Annotated in this window: 12 protein-coding genes; 1 reads left to right on the plus strand and 11 read right to left on the minus strand. The window is 66.0% G+C overall.

Going from position 1 to position 18,311, the window contains the following annotated elements; all coding sequences use genetic code 11:
- Positions 1 to 20 precede the first annotated feature (20 nt).
- The gene (locus tag IV501_RS13320; protein WP_200556804.1) at positions 21 to 1,085 is read left to right on the plus strand and encodes a threonine aldolase family protein; all 1,065 of its coding nucleotides are present in this window, start codon (positions 21 to 23) and stop codon (positions 1,083 to 1,085) included.
- A gap of 52 nt (positions 1,086 to 1,137) precedes the next feature.
- Here IV501_RS13320 and IV501_RS13325 read toward each other — a convergent pair whose 3' ends face one another.
- From IV501_RS13325 to IV501_RS13375, 11 genes are all read right to left on the minus strand, one after another.
- A complete protein-coding gene (locus IV501_RS13325; protein ID WP_307812289.1) occupies positions 1,138 to 2,670 on the minus strand; it encodes an amino acid permease in 1,533 nt (510 codons plus the stop codon).
- Between the two features lie 156 nt (positions 2,671 to 2,826).
- The gene (locus IV501_RS13330; RefSeq protein ID WP_200556805.1) at positions 2,827 to 3,876 is read right to left on the minus strand and encodes a zinc-dependent alcohol dehydrogenase family protein; all 1,050 of its coding nucleotides are present in this window, start codon (positions 3,874 to 3,876) and stop codon (positions 2,827 to 2,829) included.
- Positions 3,877 to 3,885: 9 nt separating this feature from the next.
- Positions 3,886 to 7,530 (minus strand): phosphodiester glycosidase family protein, encoded by a 3,645-nt coding sequence (locus tag IV501_RS13335; protein ID WP_200556806.1) that lies wholly within the window; start codon positions 7,528 to 7,530, stop codon positions 3,886 to 3,888.
- Positions 7,531 to 7,710: 180 nt separating this feature from the next.
- Positions 7,711 to 9,762: an acyltransferase family protein gene (locus IV501_RS13340; protein WP_200556807.1), complete on the minus strand. Its 2,052-nt coding sequence runs from the start codon at positions 9,760 to 9,762 to the stop codon at positions 7,711 to 7,713.
- Between the two features lie 36 nt (positions 9,763 to 9,798).
- Positions 9,799 to 11,958, minus strand: a complete 2,160-nt coding sequence (locus IV501_RS13345) for an ATP-dependent Clp protease ATP-binding subunit (protein ID WP_200556808.1) — start codon at positions 11,956 to 11,958, stop codon at positions 9,799 to 9,801.
- A 54-nt stretch (positions 11,959 to 12,012) separates the two neighbouring features.
- Positions 12,013 to 13,161 (minus strand): class I SAM-dependent methyltransferase, encoded by a 1,149-nt coding sequence (locus IV501_RS13350; RefSeq protein ID WP_200556809.1) that lies wholly within the window; start codon positions 13,159 to 13,161, stop codon positions 12,013 to 12,015.
- A 2-nt stretch (positions 13,162 to 13,163) separates the two neighbouring features.
- A complete protein-coding gene (locus IV501_RS13355; protein WP_200556810.1) occupies positions 13,164 to 13,580 on the minus strand; it encodes a heat shock protein transcriptional repressor HspR in 417 nt (138 codons plus the stop codon).
- A gap of 1 nt (position 13,581) precedes the next feature.
- On the minus strand, positions 13,582 to 14,574 hold the full coding sequence (locus tag IV501_RS13360) for a DnaJ C-terminal domain-containing protein (protein ID WP_200556811.1): 993 nt from the start codon (positions 14,572 to 14,574) through the stop codon (positions 13,582 to 13,584).
- A 139-nt stretch (positions 14,575 to 14,713) separates the two neighbouring features.
- Positions 14,714 to 15,295 carry a nucleotide exchange factor GrpE gene (locus IV501_RS13365; RefSeq protein ID WP_200556812.1) on the minus strand — a complete coding sequence of 194 codons (582 nt, stop codon included), beginning with the start codon at positions 15,293 to 15,295 and terminating at the stop codon, positions 14,714 to 14,716.
- A gap of 2 nt (positions 15,296 to 15,297) precedes the next feature.
- Positions 15,298 to 17,160 carry a molecular chaperone DnaK gene (dnaK, locus tag IV501_RS13370; protein WP_200556813.1) on the minus strand — a complete coding sequence of 621 codons (1,863 nt, stop codon included), beginning with the start codon at positions 17,158 to 17,160 and terminating at the stop codon, positions 15,298 to 15,300.
- Positions 17,161 to 17,548: 388 nt separating this feature from the next.
- Positions 17,549 to 18,079 carry an EXPERA domain-containing protein gene (locus IV501_RS13375; RefSeq protein WP_234698529.1) on the minus strand — a complete coding sequence of 177 codons (531 nt, stop codon included), beginning with the start codon at positions 18,077 to 18,079 and terminating at the stop codon, positions 17,549 to 17,551.
- Positions 18,080 to 18,311: the final 232 nt, after the last annotated feature.

The following is an 18,311-nucleotide window of genomic DNA, read 5'->3' on the forward strand; positions in this document are numbered from 1 at the left end:
ACGGCGCGAGACAATGGAGGGTGACCGAATTCCTCCCCCTCCACGACACCGACTACCGCGGCTTCGCCTCCGACAACTACGCCGGAGCCCACCCCGAGATCATCGCGGCGATCGCCGCGGCCAACGGCGGCCACCAGATCGCCTATGGCGAAGACGACTACACCGCGCGTCTGCAGGAGGTCATGCGCGAGCACTTCGGCGACCAGGCCGAGGCCTTCCCGGTCTTCAACGGCACGGGAGCAAACGTCACGGCGCTCACCTCGGTGATGCCGCGCTGGGGTGCGGTCGTCGCGTCATCCACCGCGCACATCAACACCGACGAGGGCGGAGCACCAGAACGCGTCAGCGGGCTCAAGCTGCTCACCGTCCCCGCCCCCGACGGCAAGCTCACCCCCGATCTGATCGACCGCGAGGCCTGGGGCTGGGGCGACGAACACCGCGCCCAGCCGCTCGCCGTCAGCCTGACGCAGACCACCGAGCTCGGCACCCTGTACACGGTCGATGAGCTGAAGGCCATCACCAGCCACGCGCACTCACTCGGCATGACCGTGCACATGGACGGTGCGCGCATCTCCAACGCCGCGGCGGCCCTGGGGGTTCCGCTTCGCGACTTCACGACGGATGCCGGGGTCGACATCCTGAGCTTCGGCGGTACCAAGAACGGCCTGCTCTACGGCGAGGCGATCGTGGTGCTGCGCCCCGCGGCATCCGATGGTCTCCGCTATCTGCGCAAGCTGAACATGCAGCTCGCGAGCAAGATGCGGTTCGTGTCGGCGCAGCTCATCGCGCTGCTGACGGATGACCTCTGGCTCACGTCCGCACGGCACGCCAACGCGATGGCGTCCCGGTTGCGCACGGCCCTCGAGACCGCGCACCCGGCCGGACTCTCGTTCAGCCAGCAGACCCAGGCCAACGCGGTGTTCGCGGTGCTCGACAACGCGATCGCGGATCGCATTCGTGAGCGGGTGCGGTTCTACGACTGGGACCGCGCGGCCGGCCAGGTGCGCTGGATGGCTGCGTTCGACACCACCGAGGCCGACGTCGACAACTTCGTGGCGGTCATCCTCGAGGAGCTCGGGCGCTAGCTCGCCATCGGTCCCTGCGCTCGGCTTGGGGTCCCGCGCCTGTCGAGAGGCGCTACTCCTCGGGAGCTGGCGGCGAGGCCGGCCGGTTCGCCACGGTCGGGAAGGGCCCGGTATACCCCTCCCGCGCCTTCGCCAGCGCGAGAATGCGGCCGCGGAAGACGAACCAGCCGAGGATCAGCAACGGGATGATGATCACCAGCGAGGCCACCGTGAAGGTGCCGGCCGGGTAGTCGAAGGCCATCAGTATCAGCACCGCCACCAGGAACGCCAGCGTCAGATAGGACGTGTACGGCGCTCCGAACAGCCGGAACTTGGGCCGCTCGAGCAGCCCCTGTTTCGCCATTTTCTGCAGCTTAATCTGGCAGAGCACGATCGTTCCCCAACTCGACACGATTCCCAGCGCCGAGACGTTGAGCACGATCTCGAACGCCTGCTTGGGCACGAAGAAGTTGAGTGCGACGCCGAGCAGCGCCACCGCCGACGTCAGCAGGATTCCGCCGTATGGCACGCCGCGCCGGTTCATGCGCCCGGTGAACTTCGGGGCCGCGCCGCTGATCGACATCGAATGCAGGATGCGACCGGTCGAATACAGACCGGCATTCAGACTCGACAGGGCCGCGGTCAGCACCACGAAATTCATGGCCGAGCCAGCGATCGCCGCCACCGTCGGATTGCCGATGTGCGAGAAGAACGTGACGAATGGACTCTGGTTGGCGGCATAGGTGCTGGCCGGCAGCAGCAGGGCGAGCACCAGCACCGATCCCACGTAGAAGACCGCGATGCGCAGGATGACGCTGTTGATCGCGCGCGGCATGATCTTCTCGGGGTTCGGCGTCTCCCCCGCGGCCGTACCGACGAGCTCGATGCCGGCGTAGGCGAACACGACGCCCTGCACGATGATGATGGCCATCACGATGCTGGAGAGGCCCTTCGGGAGGAATCCGCCCTCATTGATGAAGAGTGCGGCACCGGTCGGGCCGGCATCCGTCGGGAAGGCGAATGCGAGAAACACCACGCCGATGATGAGGAAGGCGACCAGTGCGACGACCTTGATCAGCGCGAACCAGAACTCCATCTCGCCGAAGACTTTCACCGAGATCATGTTGAGCGTGAGCACGATGGCCAGCGCTATCAGAGCGAGCAGCCACTGCGGCACGACAGTGAAGGCCTTCCAGAACTGCACGTAGACGGCGACCGCGGTCGAATCGACGATGGCGGTCATCGCCCAGTTGAGGAAGTACATCCACCCGGCGACGTATGCGGCCTTCTCGCCGTAGAACTCGCGGGCGTATGACACGAAGGATCCGGATGACGGCCGGTGCAGCACCAGCTCACCGAGCGCCCGCAGGATGAGGAAGGCGAAGAAGCCACAGATCGCATAGTCGAAGACCAACAGCGGACCGGCATCGTGAAGCCGGCCGCCCGCGCCGAGAAAAAGCCCGGTGCCGATCGCGCCACCGATCGCGATCATCTGCAGCTGCCGGGAACTCAGTCCCTTGTGGTACCCGGCCTGCTCATCTGAGAAATCGCGAGCAGGCTCTGGCCCGTCGACATCCTGTGCTGTCCCGTGTGCGTCTTGGCTCACTGTGATCCTCCCCGATCGATACTGGGGCCACGGTACTCCCGGGCTTAAGTGACAGGCGCAGGGACCGAGGTACGGTCCCTGCGCCTGCCGAAGGGTCTAGTCCAGCGGGCCTCGATACGCGTCCTCGTCCCTCGGGCGCTACTCGACCAGCAACAGCTACGGCCTCAGCAGCACCTTGGTCGCGCGGCGTTCGTCCATCGCGGCATACGCCTCGGCGACCTCGGCGAGCGGCAACTGCAGGTCAAACACCTTGCCCGGCTGGATCGCGCCAGACAGCACCTCGGGCAACAGCTCCTCGATGTAGTTACGCACCGGCGCAACCCCACCATTGACGCCGACGTTGGTGTTGAACAGGCGACGGATGGGAAGCTCGGCTCCCCCGTTCGGAACTCCGACGTAGCCCACCATGCCACCCGGGCGGGTGGAACGGATGGCCTGATCCATCGACTCCTCGGTGCCGACGCACTCGAGCACGCAGTCCGCGCCGATGCCGTCGAACATCGCTTTGATGGCCGCCACTCCCTCGTCGCCGCGCGACTCGACGATGTCGGTCGCACCGAAGTCCCGGGCAAGCGCCTGACGATCGGCGTGCCGCGACATGGCGACGATGCGGGATGCCCCGAGTCGCTTGGCCGCGATGATCGCGCAGAGTCCTACCGCGCCATCCCCCACGACCACGACGGTGCTGCCCGTGGTCACGCCGGCAGAGAGCGCGGCGTGGTGACCGGTGCCCATCACGTCGGAGAGGGTGAGCACACCGGGAATCTGCTCCGGCGTCGGGTGCGACGGGGTCGCCACCAACGTGCCGTCGGCGTGCGGCACACGCACGTATTCACCCTGGCCGCCGTCTGCGAACGCGCCCTCCCGGTCATCCTGTCCCCACCATCCGCCATGAAGGCAGGAGGTGCTGACGCCGTTGAGACAGTTGGCACAGGTCATGTCGCAGTCGTAGAACGGCGCGATGACGAAGTCGCCGACCTTGATCTTGCTGACCTGGTCTCCGACCTCCTCGACCACGCCGATGAACTCATGACCGATGCGGTGCGGACGGTCGGTGGGGGTCACGCCGCGATACGGCCAGAGGTCGGAACCGCAGACGCATGCCGCGGTCACGCGCACGATGGCGTCGATTCCGGAGGAGAGCTGGGGATGAGGGACCTCTTCGAGGCGGATGTCCCGTTCGCCGTGAATTACTGTTGCACGCATCCGTCAAGCCTATGCGCGCGGCAGGGCGTCGGTACGCGCTCGACGCCGCAGGATCGTCACGACTACGCCGATCGCGATCAGCAGCGCGCCTCCGAGGAGCCCGGCAAACGCATTCACACCGGTGAACGCGAGGGGTCCGGATGTCGAGACCGGGGTTGTGACTCCGCCCCCTCCGCCGCCCGCACCGGGAACGCCTGGGCCGCTCGGCACGCCGGGGTCACCCGGAGCAGCCGCGGCGACCACAGTGACGACGGCCGTGTCAGTGAGACCGCCGGCCGTGATCGAGATAGACGCTGTGCCAGGTGCGACCGCGGTCACAGCTCCGGTGATCGGATCGACCGAGGCGACCTTCGGATCGGAACTCGTCCAGCGGTGCGACACCGGGTCAGCGATCGGAAGCGTGATCGGATCTGCGACATTGGTGCCGGTCTGCTCCACGCCGCTCGCTGCGAGAACGACACCCGAGCCGACGGGGAGTGGAACCCCCTTGGTCACACCCGCTGCTGCACTGATGGAGAGCGACTCGATCACCGGCTCGACGTCGACCTGCACGCGCCCATCGGCGGTGACGTTCACCAGACCGAAGTTGTAGAAACCACCGCGGTCAATGGCCCCGTAGGCCGGCATTCCGAGGTCGGCGAAGACGAACTGCGGGATGCCCGCGGAACCGCTGACCTGGTTGCCCTGCGGATCGAGGATCTGCTCCGAGAACCCGCGAGCGTGACCGTAGGTCATGATCACGTGCGTCTGCGGGTGAGTGTCCTGGTAGCTCTGCACGATCTTCAGGTACTGCTGCGCCTCCCAGCGGTCATTGAACTGGCTGTTCTTGGCTGGGAACGGGTCGTAGGCGGGCATGTGAACGGAGACGATCGCGACCGGCGTGGTCACGGCATCCAGCTGCTGCTGCAGCCACTGGTACTGCTTCGCCGCGGGGGCCTGGAACGGGTCGGAAAGCGTGATGCCACCGTGCGCGTTATCGAGTGCGATGACAGTGCTCGGGCCCGCGGTGTAGGAGTAATGCGTATCGCCGAAGGTGTTCGAGAACCCGCCGGTCTCCGCATCCGCCCCCTGGGTTATCTCATGGTTGCCCACCAGGTCGTGGAAGGGCTTGCCCAGCGCCGCGATCTTGCCCTTGGCGAAGTCGAGGTCGGGCTGCTTGCCGTCGTCGGACATGTCGCCGAGCATCTGCACGGTGTCTGGCACGGCGACCGCGGGCAGCGGTGCGATCTCCTGGTTGCCAGACGAGGTGAAAGCCGTGCCACCGACGCGCTTCGCGATCGTATCCATCACGTGACTGCTCACGCCTTCGGGCTGGTTCGCGAGCATGTGCGCGTCATCCCCCATCAGGAAGGTGTGACCGCCATCGGTGAACTCGCTCGGCGACTCCACGTAACTCAGCCACTTCGGGTTCTGCGGGATGGCGGTGTAGTCATTCGCCGCCGGGGTCCGCGCCGAATAGAGCGCCTGCAGCGACGAGAGCCGCATGGTGCCGGTCGATGCCTTCGTGGGGTTGATGCTCAGCATGTCGATCCAGTTGAGAGACAACGGGAAAGCAGTGCCGGCGGGGATCGGAGTTTTGAGCAGCGCCCACCCGTTGTAGACGATCGCGGTGTCGTAGACGGTCGTGCTCTGCCCGTTCGACTGCTTCCACGAGGTAGCGAACTCGAACGCGTCATGCACCTGGTCGTCGACACGCAGCCAGACACCGAGCGCGGTCGGATCCTGCCCCGCAGCGTTGGCACTGATCGTGATCGCCTTCTTGGGCGAGATCACCATCTGGTGCACGCCGCTGGTGCCCGGCATCGTGTAATCGAGGCGGATCGAGGATGCCGCGGCCGACCCAGCCGGAACCTGCGGGTCTGTCGTGACCGTCGCCGTCGCGCCATTCTTGATGCTGTAGGTCCACGCGGTGGAGTCCGAGAGCGGGTCGAGTTCGACCGACGTGCTGCCGACGGCAATCGAGACCTCGGTGCTCGAGCCCCCGGCCGTGACGGTAACCGTCTCCAGGCCGGAGCCATCAGCCGCCGCTGTGAACACCCCGGTGGCCGGGTCGATCGAGCCGAGCTTCGGATCGCTCAGCGTCCAGTGCGCGCTCTGTGGCGTCACTGGCAGCGACTGACCTTCCGCCGTGCTGCCGACCAGCGTCTCGGTGGTCGTCGCGCCGTTGTCGAGGTCCGGTGCAGCCGGGGTCGCCCGCAACGTGGCCAGCGAATCGGCGACCGTGAGCGGCACGAAGGCGGTTGCCGCGCCGTCGGTCACGGTGAGCGTTCCGGTGCCCGCGGCCCCTGGGCTGAACACGCCGTTCGCCCAGGTGCCGAGACTGGTCGGGTTGGCCGTCACCGTCAGCTTGCCATCGTCTACCGGGTTGCCCCGGTTGTCACTGGCGAAGGCCTTGATGGGCTGTGCGAGACCAGTGACCGCGGTCACCGGGTTGCCGCCGGCGACGGAGGCGGAGGTCGGTGCTGCTCCGGCCGGCGCCGTGCTGTAGACGAAGATGCCGTTGCCGACGGGGCGCTCACCAGTGTTGTCCGAGGGAGTGTTGCGCAGCGTGGCGACCGTGTCGCCAGGTGCCCGGGTCACGAGGCCGGTCGAGCCGCCGCCATCCAGCAGCACCGCGTCGCGCACGCCGAGGTTCAGCAGGTAACCCGCCACCTGGGAGCTGGTGACACCGATCGCGGTGGAAGTGGTGCCGTGGCCGTCGAGAGCGACCATCACGAGCTTGCCGTCCACCGTCGTTCCGATCGCCGACTCGGGGTTGAGCTGCGTTGCGGGCGGGTTCTGGTTGGTCGGATCGGTGAAGATCGCGCCGTCTTTGAGCAGCTGCCCCGGGCCCTGCACGAGCTGTTGCAGGTCGTTGTCTGGGGCGATCTGCGTGCTGACGGTCACTGTGTCACCAACGGAGATCGAGTTAGTGAGCCACGTCGCGCCGGCGCCAGACGCAAGCAACCCGGCGGTGCCAGCGGCGAGCGCAGGCAGTGTGGTGATGGCATTGATGCTCGTCACGGTGATGCTCTTTCCGCCGTCGGTGCTCGTCCCGAGCACCAGCGTCGGCTTAGTGGCCGCGACGTCGGTCGGTCCACCGAGGCGCGGGGTGATCTCGGTGATCTTCGTGCCGGTCGCGTCGTCTGTCCAGTTGAGTGAACTCAGAGCGTGGCTGGCCGCACCATCGATGATGGTGCCGCTGAACGTCTGTGCACCGATCACGATGCTGCCGTCCGGCTTCACGCCGACCATTCCGTTTCGCCCCGGCTCCGGGCTCTTCCAGATCTCACCGTCGATGATCTGGCCACCGGTGGCCTGACCGCTCGCATTGATCGCGAAGTATCCGCCGTTCACGCCCGCGACCGCACCCGTTCGGGCCGCCATCGAGGTGATCTTCTCGTCCTTCGGGTTAATCAGAGTGTCACCGGCGTTCACGACACCGAGTCGCACGTTGGCGTTCTTCGGGTCGATCGATACGACCTGTGCCGGCTCGCGTCCGGCCACGGTGTTGAGCACATCGGAGTGAGTGGTCACGCCAGCGGTGACGAGCTGTTCAGCACCGACGGAGCGCGAGGAGACGGTTGACCAGTTCGCGGGAGTATCCGGAATCCAGCCCGCCTGAGCGGTAGCGGAGGGAATCTGGGCGGCGCCGAGGGCGGAGACGAGGAGCACCGTCAGCGCGGCGCACCCCCCGACGACGGACTTTCTCGTTCGGCTGTGGGGACCTGCAAAAACGTTTCGGTATAAAGGCACGAGCGACGACGGTACGAACGTCATGTGACCCGATTAAGGCCGCCAGATTAACGCGCGGGATTAGTTGAGTTGCCGAAAGGATTTATTTCGAATGCAGCGCTACAACCCCGCCGGCGCTAGCCGCGACTCGAGCGCCGCACCGATCTTGTCGCGCATCGTGAGGGTCCAGGTGACGGTGAGGTGGTCCTGGTCCCGGTATACATCAGCGCCGCCGACGACGCTGAAGCAGCGGGTGTCGTCGCAGTACTTGTCGGTCAGGTCGAGCAGTGTAGCGCCGTGCTTCTTCGCCGCGAGCGAGATCGGGTCGACCTTCTTCAGCACGTCGGACCTGGCTTCGGTGCAGTCCTTCGCCGCGCTCGCCCGCAGGCACTTATTCGGGTCGGTGAGGAAGTCGGGGTTGTCGACGATGGTGACGATCGGGGCACCCTTGGCCTGCGACCATGCCTTGTCGTAGCCGTCGGCGATCTCCTGCGTCGCATCGTTCGACGACGTGATGTACGGAGTATCGGCAAGCGCGGATGCGAAGATCGCGTCGTACTTCGGCTGCTGTGCAAGCACCCCCTTGAGGTTGCTGAGCCAGGTGGCACACGAGTTGGTGAACTCCGGGCTCGGGCCACCGATGGGGGTGGTGTTCCACGGGCAGGCACCCTTGAGATACGTGGTGAGCGCCCAGCCCTTCTCGTCGGCGAGTCGAATCATCGCCTCGATGTACTGGTACGCATGGCTGTCACCGATCAGGGCGACGCGCGGCGCGTCATCCTTGGTCGAACCGAAGTGGCAGGCCTTCACGTCGGAGGCGTTCAACTGCACGAAGCACTCGACGTGACCGGGGGTGTCCGCATTGCCGAAACCGGCGCTCGGGATGACCGCATCCGCCAGTTTCGGGTTGACGCAGGTTGCACTCGCCTCCGCGCCGAAGCAGTCGGGCGGGTTCTCGTTGATCGACGCCAGCTCGGTGGCTGCCGCCTGGTACTTCGGGTTCTGCACCGCGAAGACACCGCCCACGAGCAGCGCGGTGATCGCCATCGCGGCCAGCACGAAACCGTAGGTGACCCGCGGCTTGCGCAGGGTGAGGAACTTCCAGGTGCGGGCGGGGTCTTCGATCAACTTCTTGGTGAGCCAGCCGAGCAGGAAGGAGCCGAGGAAGAGCACAACTCGATTCCAGCCGTCGAGCCCCCAGCCCGGGATGTACGGGGCGATGATGATGAGCGGCCAGTGCCAGAGGTAGACGGAATACGAGATGTCACCGATGAATCTGGCCGGTCGCATGCCCAGCACGCGGCCGACATCCCACGGCTTCTCGGCTCGCCCGGAGGCGATGATCGCGGCGGTGCCGAGCACCGGCAACAGCGCCGCGTATCCCGGGAACGGGGTCGTCGGACCGAAACGATATGCCGAGGCGAGAATGACGACGAGTCCGCCATAGCCCAGGACGTTGGGCAGCCAGGCACCGAGCGGACGCAGCCGCGGCAGCAACGCGAGGATGGCACCGACGCCGAACTCCCAGACCCGGGTGAAGGTGGCGAAGAAGGCCTCGGACGGGTGGCTTCGCGTGTACAGCACCGACACGATCAGCGAGATGACGCTCACGGCGATGACGATGCTGATCATCGGCAGCCAGCGACGCTTGGAGAAGAACCTGACTCCGAGCCAGGTCGCGAACAGCAGCAGCAACGGCCAGACGATGTAGAACTGCTCTTCGAGCGACAGCGACCAGTAGTGCTGCACCAGGGTGGCGTCGTGGGCGGCGAGGTAGTCGACCGAGGAGGCGGCGAGCGACCAGTTCTCCACATAGAACGTGCTGGCCAGGATCTCGCGCAGCGAGCTCGGCAGGCTCGACAACGGAAGCAGGAACACGGTGGCGATGACGCTGAAGATGAGCACGGTGATCGACGCAGGGAGCAGGCGGCGCGCCCGCTTCGCCCAGAAGCTGGGAAGGCGGATGCGGCCGGTCTGTTCGATCTCCCGCGCCAGCTGGCCCGTGATGAGATAGCCGGAGATCACGAAGAAGATGTCGACGCCGATGTACCCGCCGGAGAGCCGCCCGGGCCAGAAGTGATACAGCACCACCAGGATGACGGCGATCGCGCGCAGGCCCTGAATGTGCGCCTGGAAGTGTGTTGGCTTATGTGGTGCCCGGTGCGTGCTCATCGCCGGTCAGCCTAACAGCGGGCCGATTGCGGGCCCTTATTCCTCCAGGTGGGCCTTGCGGATACTGAGGGTGTCGTTCTCCGAATCCAGGTCGACCATGACGGTGTCTCCGTCGCCGATCTCCCCGGCCAGCAGCGCGGTCGCCAGCTTGTCGTCGATCTCGTGCTGCATCAGGCGGCGCAGCGGACGCGCTCCGTAGATCGGGTCGTAGCCGCGCTCGGCGAGCCAGGCGCGGGCATCCGGCGTCACCGCGAGCTCGAGGCGACGGTTCTCCAGACGGCGCGAAAGGCGATCGATGTAGAGCTCCACGATCTGGGCGAGGTCGTCTTTCGACAGCGTCGAGAAGATCACGATGTCGTCGAGCCGGTTGAGAAACTCGGGCTTGAACGACTGCTGGACCGTGGCGCGCACCGCGTCTTCCTTGGCCTCGGTGCTGAGGGCGGGGTCGATCAGGTACTGGCTACCGAGGTTGGAGGTGAGAATGAGGATGACGTTGCGGAAGTCGACCGTGCGGCCCTGACCGTCGGTCAGACGTCCGTCGTCGAGCACCTGCAGCAGCACGTCGAAGACGTCGCCGTGTGCCTTCTCGACCTCGTCGAGCAGCACGACGGAGTATGGCCGACGACGCACGGACTCGGTCAGCTGACCGCCCTGCTCGTAGCCGACGTAGCCGGGAGGGGCACCGAGCAGCCGAGCGACCGAATGCCGCTCTCCGTACTCGCTCATGTCGATGCGGATCATGGCCTTGTCGTCGTCGAACAGGAACTCGGCGAGCGCCTTGGCCAGCTCCGTCTTGCCGACGCCGGTTGGTCCGAGGAAGAGGAACGAACCGGTGGGGCGGTCGGCGTCGGCGATTCCCGCACGAGATCGGCGAACGGCCTCGGCGACGGCTCGCACGGCGGGCTTCTGGCCCACCAGTCGCTTGCCGAGTTCCCCCTCGAGACCGAGCAGCTTCTCGGTCTCCCCCTGCATCAGACGACCGACCGGGATACCCGTCCAGGCCGCCACGACGGCGGCGATGTCCTCCTCGGTGACCTGCTCGTTCACCATCCGCGGGCCGGTGTCTTTTGCTTGCTCCGCGGCGGCGATGTCGTCTTCGATCTTCTTGATCACCTCATAGTTCAGGCGAGAGGCATCTTGGTACCGACCCTCGCGCATGGCGCGGTCGAGTTCGATGCGGGCGTCGTTGAGGCGCATCCGCAGATCACCGACGCCCTGCAGCGACGCCTTCTCAGCGGCCCAGCGGGCGTTCAACCCGTCGAGGGTCTCCTGCATGGCGGCCATCTCACTGCGGAGCTTCTCGAGGCGCGCCTTCGACGCGGCATCCTTCTCCTTCTTGAGCGCCAGCTCCTCGAGCTTCATCCGGTCGATCGCGCGCTTGAGCTGATCGATCTCCACCGGGGAGGAGTCGATCTCCATCTTCAGCCGACTGGCCGCCTCGTCGACGAGGTCGATGGCCTTATCGGGAAGCTGCCGGCCGCTGATGTAGCGGTTGCTCATGGCCGCGGCGGCGACAAGCGCGGTGTCGGCGATGGCCACCTTGTGGTGCGCCTCGTAGCGCTCCTTCAGCCCGCGCAGGATCGCGACCGTGTCTTCGACGGATGGCTCCCCCACGAACACCTGCTGAAAACGACGTTCGAGCGCGGCATCCTTCTCGATGTACTCGCGGTACTCGTCGAGGGTGGTCGCCCCGATGAGACGCAGCTCGCCACGGGCCAGCATCGGCTTGAGCATGTTGGCCGCGGCAACGGACCCCTCACCGCCGCCCGCCCCCATCAGGGTATGGAGCTCATCGACGAACGTGATGATCTCGCCGTCGGCGTCGTTGATCTCCTTGAGCACGGCTTTGAGGCGCTCCTCGAATTCTCCGCGGTATTTCGCGCCGGCCACGAGCGCGGCGAGGTCGAGCGAGACCAGGCGCTTTCCTTTGAGCGAGTCGGCCACGTCGCCCGCGACGATGCGCTGGGCGAGGCCCTCGACCACTGCGGTCTTGCCCACGCCGGGCTCGCCGATGAGCACCGGGTTGTTTTTGGTGCGGCGGGTGAGCACCTGGCTCACCCGTCGGATCTCGGCGTCGCGCCCGATCACCGGGTCGAGCTTGCCGGTGCGCGCGATCGCGGTCAGATCGACGCCGTACCTCTCGAGCGGGGACTTCTGGTCTTCGTCAGAACCGGGCGCGCCCTGCATGTTGGCCATTCGAACTTCCTCCGTAAACGTCGGGAATCGGGATGCTTCTGTTCTACTGCTGGTTCACGAGCGTGAATCGGGTCGGGATGACGCGGCGACGGTGAACTTCGCGTTACGGGCCACCTCGCGCGTGGGCCCGACCAGCTGCTGCAACTCGGGGCGGTAGCCCAGCGACGAGTTGAAGACCGTCCAGAGTTCGCCGCCCGGCCTCAGCACGCGCGCCGCCTCACGAAAGAGGTTCTCCGCGATTCCGGTAGTGACGGCCGCGCCGGTGTGAAACGGCGGATTGAGCAGGATGAGGTCGGCGCTCGCGTCGGGCTGAGACTCGAGCCCGATGTCCCGCACGACGGTCACGTTCGCGATGTCGTTTGCTGCCATCGTCGCCTCGGCGGAGGCGACGGCGATGCGGCTCTGGTCGGTGGCGATCACGCGCAACTCCGGGCGGGAGCGGGCGATTGCGGCGGCCAGGATGCCGGTGCCGCAGCCGAGGTCGATGGCGAGCCGGGCATCCGGTACCGCCTGATCCATCACGCTCAGTAGAAAGCGGGTGCCGATGTCGAGCTTGGTACCGGAGAACGCCCCGCCGTGAGCGCAGACCCAGAGGTCCAATTCCTCATTGAACTCGCGCTGAGGGAACTCGCGCTGAGGGAATTCGCGCTGCGAAAAACCGTCGGGCGTGACGATGGGCCCGCGCGCAGTGAGCGCCCGAGACTTCTGCCGCGCAAGCGACGCGGTGACCTCCCCGAAGTGCCGCCCGAGCACGACGTTCATCTCGCGGGTCATGTGCTTGAGGCGTCCGCCGGCGACGACCATCACATCCGGCGCGGCGAAGCGCGCGATCGCACTCGCCAGCTCGTCGAGTTCGTCGAGGCTCTTCGGCAACTGCAATAGCACCACGCGAGCGCCGTCGAGTAGCTCGCGGCCGAGCGGCAGGCTGCGGTAGTCCGCGCCGGGCCCGTTCGACGCCAACGCCCGCTCGCCGAGCAGCGAGTCCTGGTAGCTGCGCACCGCGGTGGCGCCGAGCGCTAGGGCACCGAGGGTGAGCGCCCCGTAGTGATCGCCGAGCGTCACCACGGCGCCGGGACCAGCCGCCGCGACATCCGCCGCCGCCTCGTCGAGGATCAGCCGGTCGCTGGCATCGACCGCAACGAGGTTCGGGGCCTCGAGATCGGGGTACCGGCGCAGAGTGTCGAGAATTGCCAGATCCGTCATGGTCACTCGCGGTCGAGCGGTCGCCAGACGACCAGCTGGGTATTGCGTTGCGTACGCTTGCCGGCCCGGAGCGAGACGACCTCACCCGTTCCGCCGCCCGCGAAGATCCGGCGGCCGGGACGGTTCAGCAATTCGTCTGCAAGAGCCGCCTCGAGCTCGTGGACTCGCTCGGAGAGCTCCGCCACCTGGTTCTCGAGCTGCAGGATGCGACGGATGCCCTCCAGGCTCACGCCCTCCGTGCCCAGCCGCGCGATCTCCCGCAGCTGCACCACGTCACGCATGGAGTAGCGACGCGACTGACCGGCGGTGCGCTTCGGCACCACGAGCTCGAGGCGGTCGTATTGGCGGAGCGTCTGCGGGTGCATGCCCGCGAGCTCTGCCGCGACCGCGATCGCGAAGATGGGGTCGGTGGGCTCCACGTCAGTCGGCTTTCGCCTTGGCGAGCAGCTCTTCGCGCGGGTTCTCGGCGGGCTGCAGCTTTGCGAAGGCCTCGAGTGCCTCGGTGGCTTCGGCGCTGAGGTGCGCGGGCACCGCGACGACGATGGTCGCGAGCAGGTCGCCCGTTCCCTTCGCGGTCTCCACGCCGCGACCCTTGACGCGCAGCACGCGCCCCGAGGGCGTGCCTGGAGCAACGCGTAGTTTCACCGGATCGCCGCCGAGGGTCGGAACCTCGATCGTCGCACCGAGGGTCGCCTCGGTGAAGGTGACCGGAACATCCACCCGCAGGTTGATGCCGTCGCGCTCGAAAATCGGATGCTTGCGCACCGTGACCGTGAGAGTCAGGTCGCCGGGAGCTCCGCCATCCATGCTGGGCTCGCCCTTGCCCTTGAGGCGGATCTTCTGGCCGTCATTGACGCCGGCGGGGATCTTGACACTCATCGACTTGCCACCCTCGGGCTGCAGGCGGATCGTCTCGCCCCTGATCGCGGTGTGGAAATCAAGTGTGGTGGTGGCAGTGAGGTCGCGACCCTTGGTCGGTCCTCCCTGGCCACGGAACCCGCCGGACGGCTGACCGAAGTTGCCGCCGCCGCCGAACAGGTTGCTGAAGATGTCGTCGAAGCCGCCACCCTGCTGCGCATAACGCTGACCGCCGGCCTGCTGATTGAACATGCCGCCAAAGACGTCGTCGAAACCGCCGCCCTGGCCGGTGCCGCCGGAGGTGAAGCGCGGACGACCGGGGCCCATGGCCCGCATCTGGTCGTACTCCTGGCGCTGCTCGGGATCACTCAGCACGGAATGCGCCTCGCTGATCTCCTTGAACTTCGCCTCCGCTGCCGCATCCCCGGGGTTGGAGTCGGGGTGATACTTTCGCGCGAGCTTGCGGTAAGTCTTTTTGAGATCTGCCTCAGACACATCCTTGGACACACCGAGAACGGCGTAGAAGTCCTTGTCGAACCAGTCTTGGCTGGCCACGGGCGCCTGCTTTCTGTGGGAGAGGGTCGAGCCGCCGGGACCACTTCAGCGTTGTGGCTGGGGTCCCGGCAGACTCGACCCGGGTTGTGCGGTGTTTCTGTGCGGTGCTGTTTATTCTGCGGTGCTTATTTGGCCGTCTTCATTCGGCCGGAACCGCGACGGCGACCTTGGCCGGGCGCAGCAGACGCTCGCCGATCTTGTAGCCGGGCGCGATCACGTCGGCGACGGTGTTGACCGTCACATCCGGCGTGGGCAACTGAACGAGCGCCTCGTGCAGGTTGGGGTCGAACACGTCGCCCTTCGCGCCGACGGAGGTGAGCCCGAACTTGTCGAGCCCCGCCCGCAGCTTCTGCACGATGACGACCATCGGGCCATCGGTGAGGTCACCGTGGGCCTCGGCAAGCGCGAGGTCGTCGAGCACCGGGAGCAGCGCCTTGACCACCTCGGCGATGTTCAGCTCGCGGGTCGCCTCCCGGTCGCGCTCGACGCGCTTGCGGTAATTGGCGAACTCGGCCTGAACGCGCTTGAGGTCCCCGAGGATCTCCACCGCCGGGTCGACGTCCGTCGACGCCGCGGCCGACGGGTCGGCCAGGAAGGCGAGGTCGTCATCGGAGAAGGAGGTCTCGATGTCGGGACCTTCCGCCTCGATGAGTCCCTCGGCGTCGGTCGACCCCGTGGGCTCGGTGTTCTCCGAGTCGTCGGGCTTCTTGTCGTCAGTCATTGTTACTTCTTGTCTTTGTCGTCGTCATCGTCCACGACCTCGGCGTCGACGATGTCCTCGTCGTCACCGGATGCCGCGGGCTCACCCTCGGCGGGAGCGTCGGCCGGAGCCGCCTGCTCCTGCGAGTAGATCGCCTGGCCGAGCTTCTGCTGGCTCTCGGTCAGCGTGTCGAAGGCGGTCTTGACGGCAGCCTCGTCGTCGCCGGCGAGTGCGGACTTGAGCGCGTCGACATCCGCCTGGACCTCGGTCTTGACGTCGTCGGGCAGCTTGTCTTCGTTGTCCTTGATCAGCTTCTCGGTCGAGTATGCGAGCTGCTCGGCCGTGTTGCGGGTCTCGGCAGTCTCGCGACGCGCCTTGTCCTCCGCCGCGTGCTCCTCGGCCTCGCGCACCATGCGCTCGATGTCGTCCTTCGACAGCGACGAACCACCGGTGATCGTCATCGACTGCTCCTTGCCGGTGCCCTTGTCCTTGGCAGACACGTGCACGATGCCGTTGGCGTCGATGTCGAAGGTGACCTCGACCTGCGGGATTCCGCGAGGCGCGGGGGCGATGCCCTGCAGCTCGAAGGTGCCGAGGTTCTTGTTGTCGCGGGTGAACTCGCGCTCGCCCTGGAAGACCTGGATCGCGACCGACGGCTGGTTGTCATCCGCGGTGGTGAAGGTCTCGCTGCGCTTGGTCGGGATGGCCGTGTTGCGCTCGATGAGCTTGGTCATGATGCCGCCCTTGGTCTCGATACCGAGGCTCAACGGGGTGACGTCGATGAGGAGGACATCCTTGCGCTCGCCCTTCAGCACACCGGCCTGCAGTGCAGCACCAACGGCGACGACCTCATCGGGGTTGACGCCCTTGTTCGGGTCCTGGCCACCGGTGAGGCTCTTGACAAGCTCCACGACGGCGGGCATACGGGTCGATCCACCGACGAGCACGACGTGAGCGACGTCGGCGACCTTGATGCCGGCCTCCTTGATGACGTCGTGGAACGGCTTCTTGGTGCGCTCGAGCAGGTCTTTCGTGAGTTCCTCGAACTTGGCGCGGGTGAGCGACTCGTCGAGGTTGGCCGGGCCGTTCTCGGTGAGCGAGAGGTACGGAAGCTGGATGTTCGTGCTCAGCGAGCTCGACAGCTCCTTCTTCGCCTGCTCCGCGGCCTCCTTGAGGCGCTGCTTGGCGATCTTGTCGCCGGAGACGTCGACACCGGTCGAGTCCTTGAAGCGCTTGATCAGGTAGTCGACGACGCGCTGGTCCCAGTCGTCACCACCGAGGCGGTTGTCACCGGAGGTGGATCGCACCTGGATGGTCGAGAAGTCGTCGTCCTTGCCCACCTCGAGGAGGGAGACGTCGAAGGTTCCACCACCGAGGTCGAAGACCAGGATGAGCTCGTCTTCCTTGCCCTTGTCGAGGCCGTAGGCCAGGGCTGCTGCGGTCGGCTCGTTGATGATGCGGAGCACGTTGAGGCCCGCGATCTCGCCGGCCTCCTTGGTGGCCTGACGCTCGGCGTCGTTGAAGTATGCGGGAACGGTGATGACCGCGTCGGTCACGGTGTCGCCCAGGTACTGCTCGGCGTCGCGCTTGAGCTTCGCGAGGATACGCGCCGAGATCTCCTGCGGGGTGTACTTCTTGCCGTCGATGTCGACGGTCCAGTCGGTACCCATGTGGCGCTTGACCGACGAGATGGTGCGATCGACGTTGGTGACGTTCTGGCGCTTGGCGGTCTCGCCGACCAGAACTTCGCCGTCCTTGGTGAAGGCGACGACGGACGGGGTCGTACGGAAGCCTTCTGCGTTGGTGATGACGGTGGGTTCTCCACCTTCGAGAACAGACACCACGGAGTTTGTGGTTCCGAGGTCGATTCCTACTGCACGAGCCATTGCTCTATCTCCCTGAGGTACGTATTCGAGCGAGACTTGAGCCTCGCATGCTCAAGTTTCCACCCTGTGGATAACTCGTGTCAAGTCGAGACCAAAAAACTTGAGTCGCCCTGGCTCAACCAGCCGCGCTGGAGCGCTCCGCCCGAGGAAGGCCACCTTCGTTATTCAGAATGCTGTGGGGCAGGCTCCATCACCCCTTCCTCGTAATTCAGGATGCTGTGTGACAGGAGTTGTCCGAGGTGCAGGAGTGACTAACATCCGTCACTTCCGTCACCCGAGTCACGCACCCTCCTGAATTCGGCGGAAGCACGACGAGAAACCGGGACAGCGAGACGCAAGGAAGTCGCCAGATGGGGCCTGGGCCCCGCACCCCTCTAGCTGTAGTTGCCTAGAACTTGCGGGTGAAGGGCAGCGGCTTGCGCATCCGGATGAGGAGCAGCAGCGGGAACAGGATGTACGGCCCGTTGTACAGCAGGAACACTCCGGGGTTCGGGGTGCGCTCGCCGACCGGGCCGAAGAACTCGACGCCGAAGATCGGGATGCCGGTGAGGGCGATGATCATCGTCGCGTAGATCACCGAGTACAGCTGAATCCAGTTGAAGCCCTTGACGATCGAGATGATCAGCAGGATGTAGAAGAAGACGTAGATGAACGCCGAGGTGCCGCTGATGAACCGCAGCCAGAGCGGGTGCGACTGGTACAGCGGGTCGAAGTTCGACGAGTAGGTGTAGTTCCACTGCACCAGGATGTTCGACGAATTCGCCACCTGGTCGAGCCCGAGGCCCTCCACCGAATCGCTGATGATGCAGGTCACGATGAACAGCGAGAAGATCACCAAAAACACGATGTCGAACGGTCGCTTGCGCAGCGGCAGGTTCTCGACGGCCATGGGCGCAGGGGCGACGACAGTTTCGGTCATTACTGCATGGTACCGAAATACCAGGGTCCGCTCAGAACCGTCGGTGACCGGGCCCCAGCCACTCTGGGGCGGGGCCCGGAGACCAGGTCAGGCGGTGTGCCGCGGGCGACGGTGACGACGGATGCGCGCGAAGCCGAACGTGAAGAGTGCTCAGCGACCAGTTGCCCCGAGATGCCGTCCGCTCCGCCGTCCGGGCCAAACCAGACCCGGCTGACGGTTGCCCCGACGATTA

The sequence above is a fragment of the Lacisediminihabitans changchengi genome (assembly GCF_016634425.1).
GTDB classification, from domain to species: Bacteria; Actinomycetota; Actinomycetes; order Actinomycetales; family Microbacteriaceae; genus Lacisediminihabitans; species Lacisediminihabitans changchengi.

Coding starts and splice junctions, on each gene's coding strand:
- IV501_RS13375 (WP_234698529.1), bottom strand. CDS start 18,079: ATGACCGAAACTGTCGTCGCCCCTGCGCCCATGGCCGTCGAGAACCTG.
- IV501_RS13345 (WP_200556808.1), bottom strand. CDS start 11,958: ATGGCCAACATGCAGGGCGCGCCCGGTTCTGACGAAGACCAGAAGTCC.
- dnaK (WP_200556813.1), bottom strand. CDS start 17,160: ATGGCTCGTGCAGTAGGAATCGACCTCGGAACCACAAACTCCGTGGTG.
- IV501_RS13365 (WP_200556812.1), bottom strand. CDS start 15,295: ATGACTGACGACAAGAAGCCCGACGACTCGGAGAACACCGAGCCCACG.
- IV501_RS13330 (WP_200556805.1), bottom strand. CDS start 3,876: ATGCGTGCAACAGTAATTCACGGCGAACGGGACATCCGCCTCGAAGAG.
- IV501_RS13350 (WP_200556809.1), bottom strand. CDS start 13,161: ATGACGGATCTGGCAATTCTCGACACTCTGCGCCGGTACCCCGATCTC.
- IV501_RS13340 (WP_200556807.1), bottom strand. CDS start 9,762: ATGAGCACGCACCGGGCACCACATAAGCCAACACACTTCCAGGCGCAC.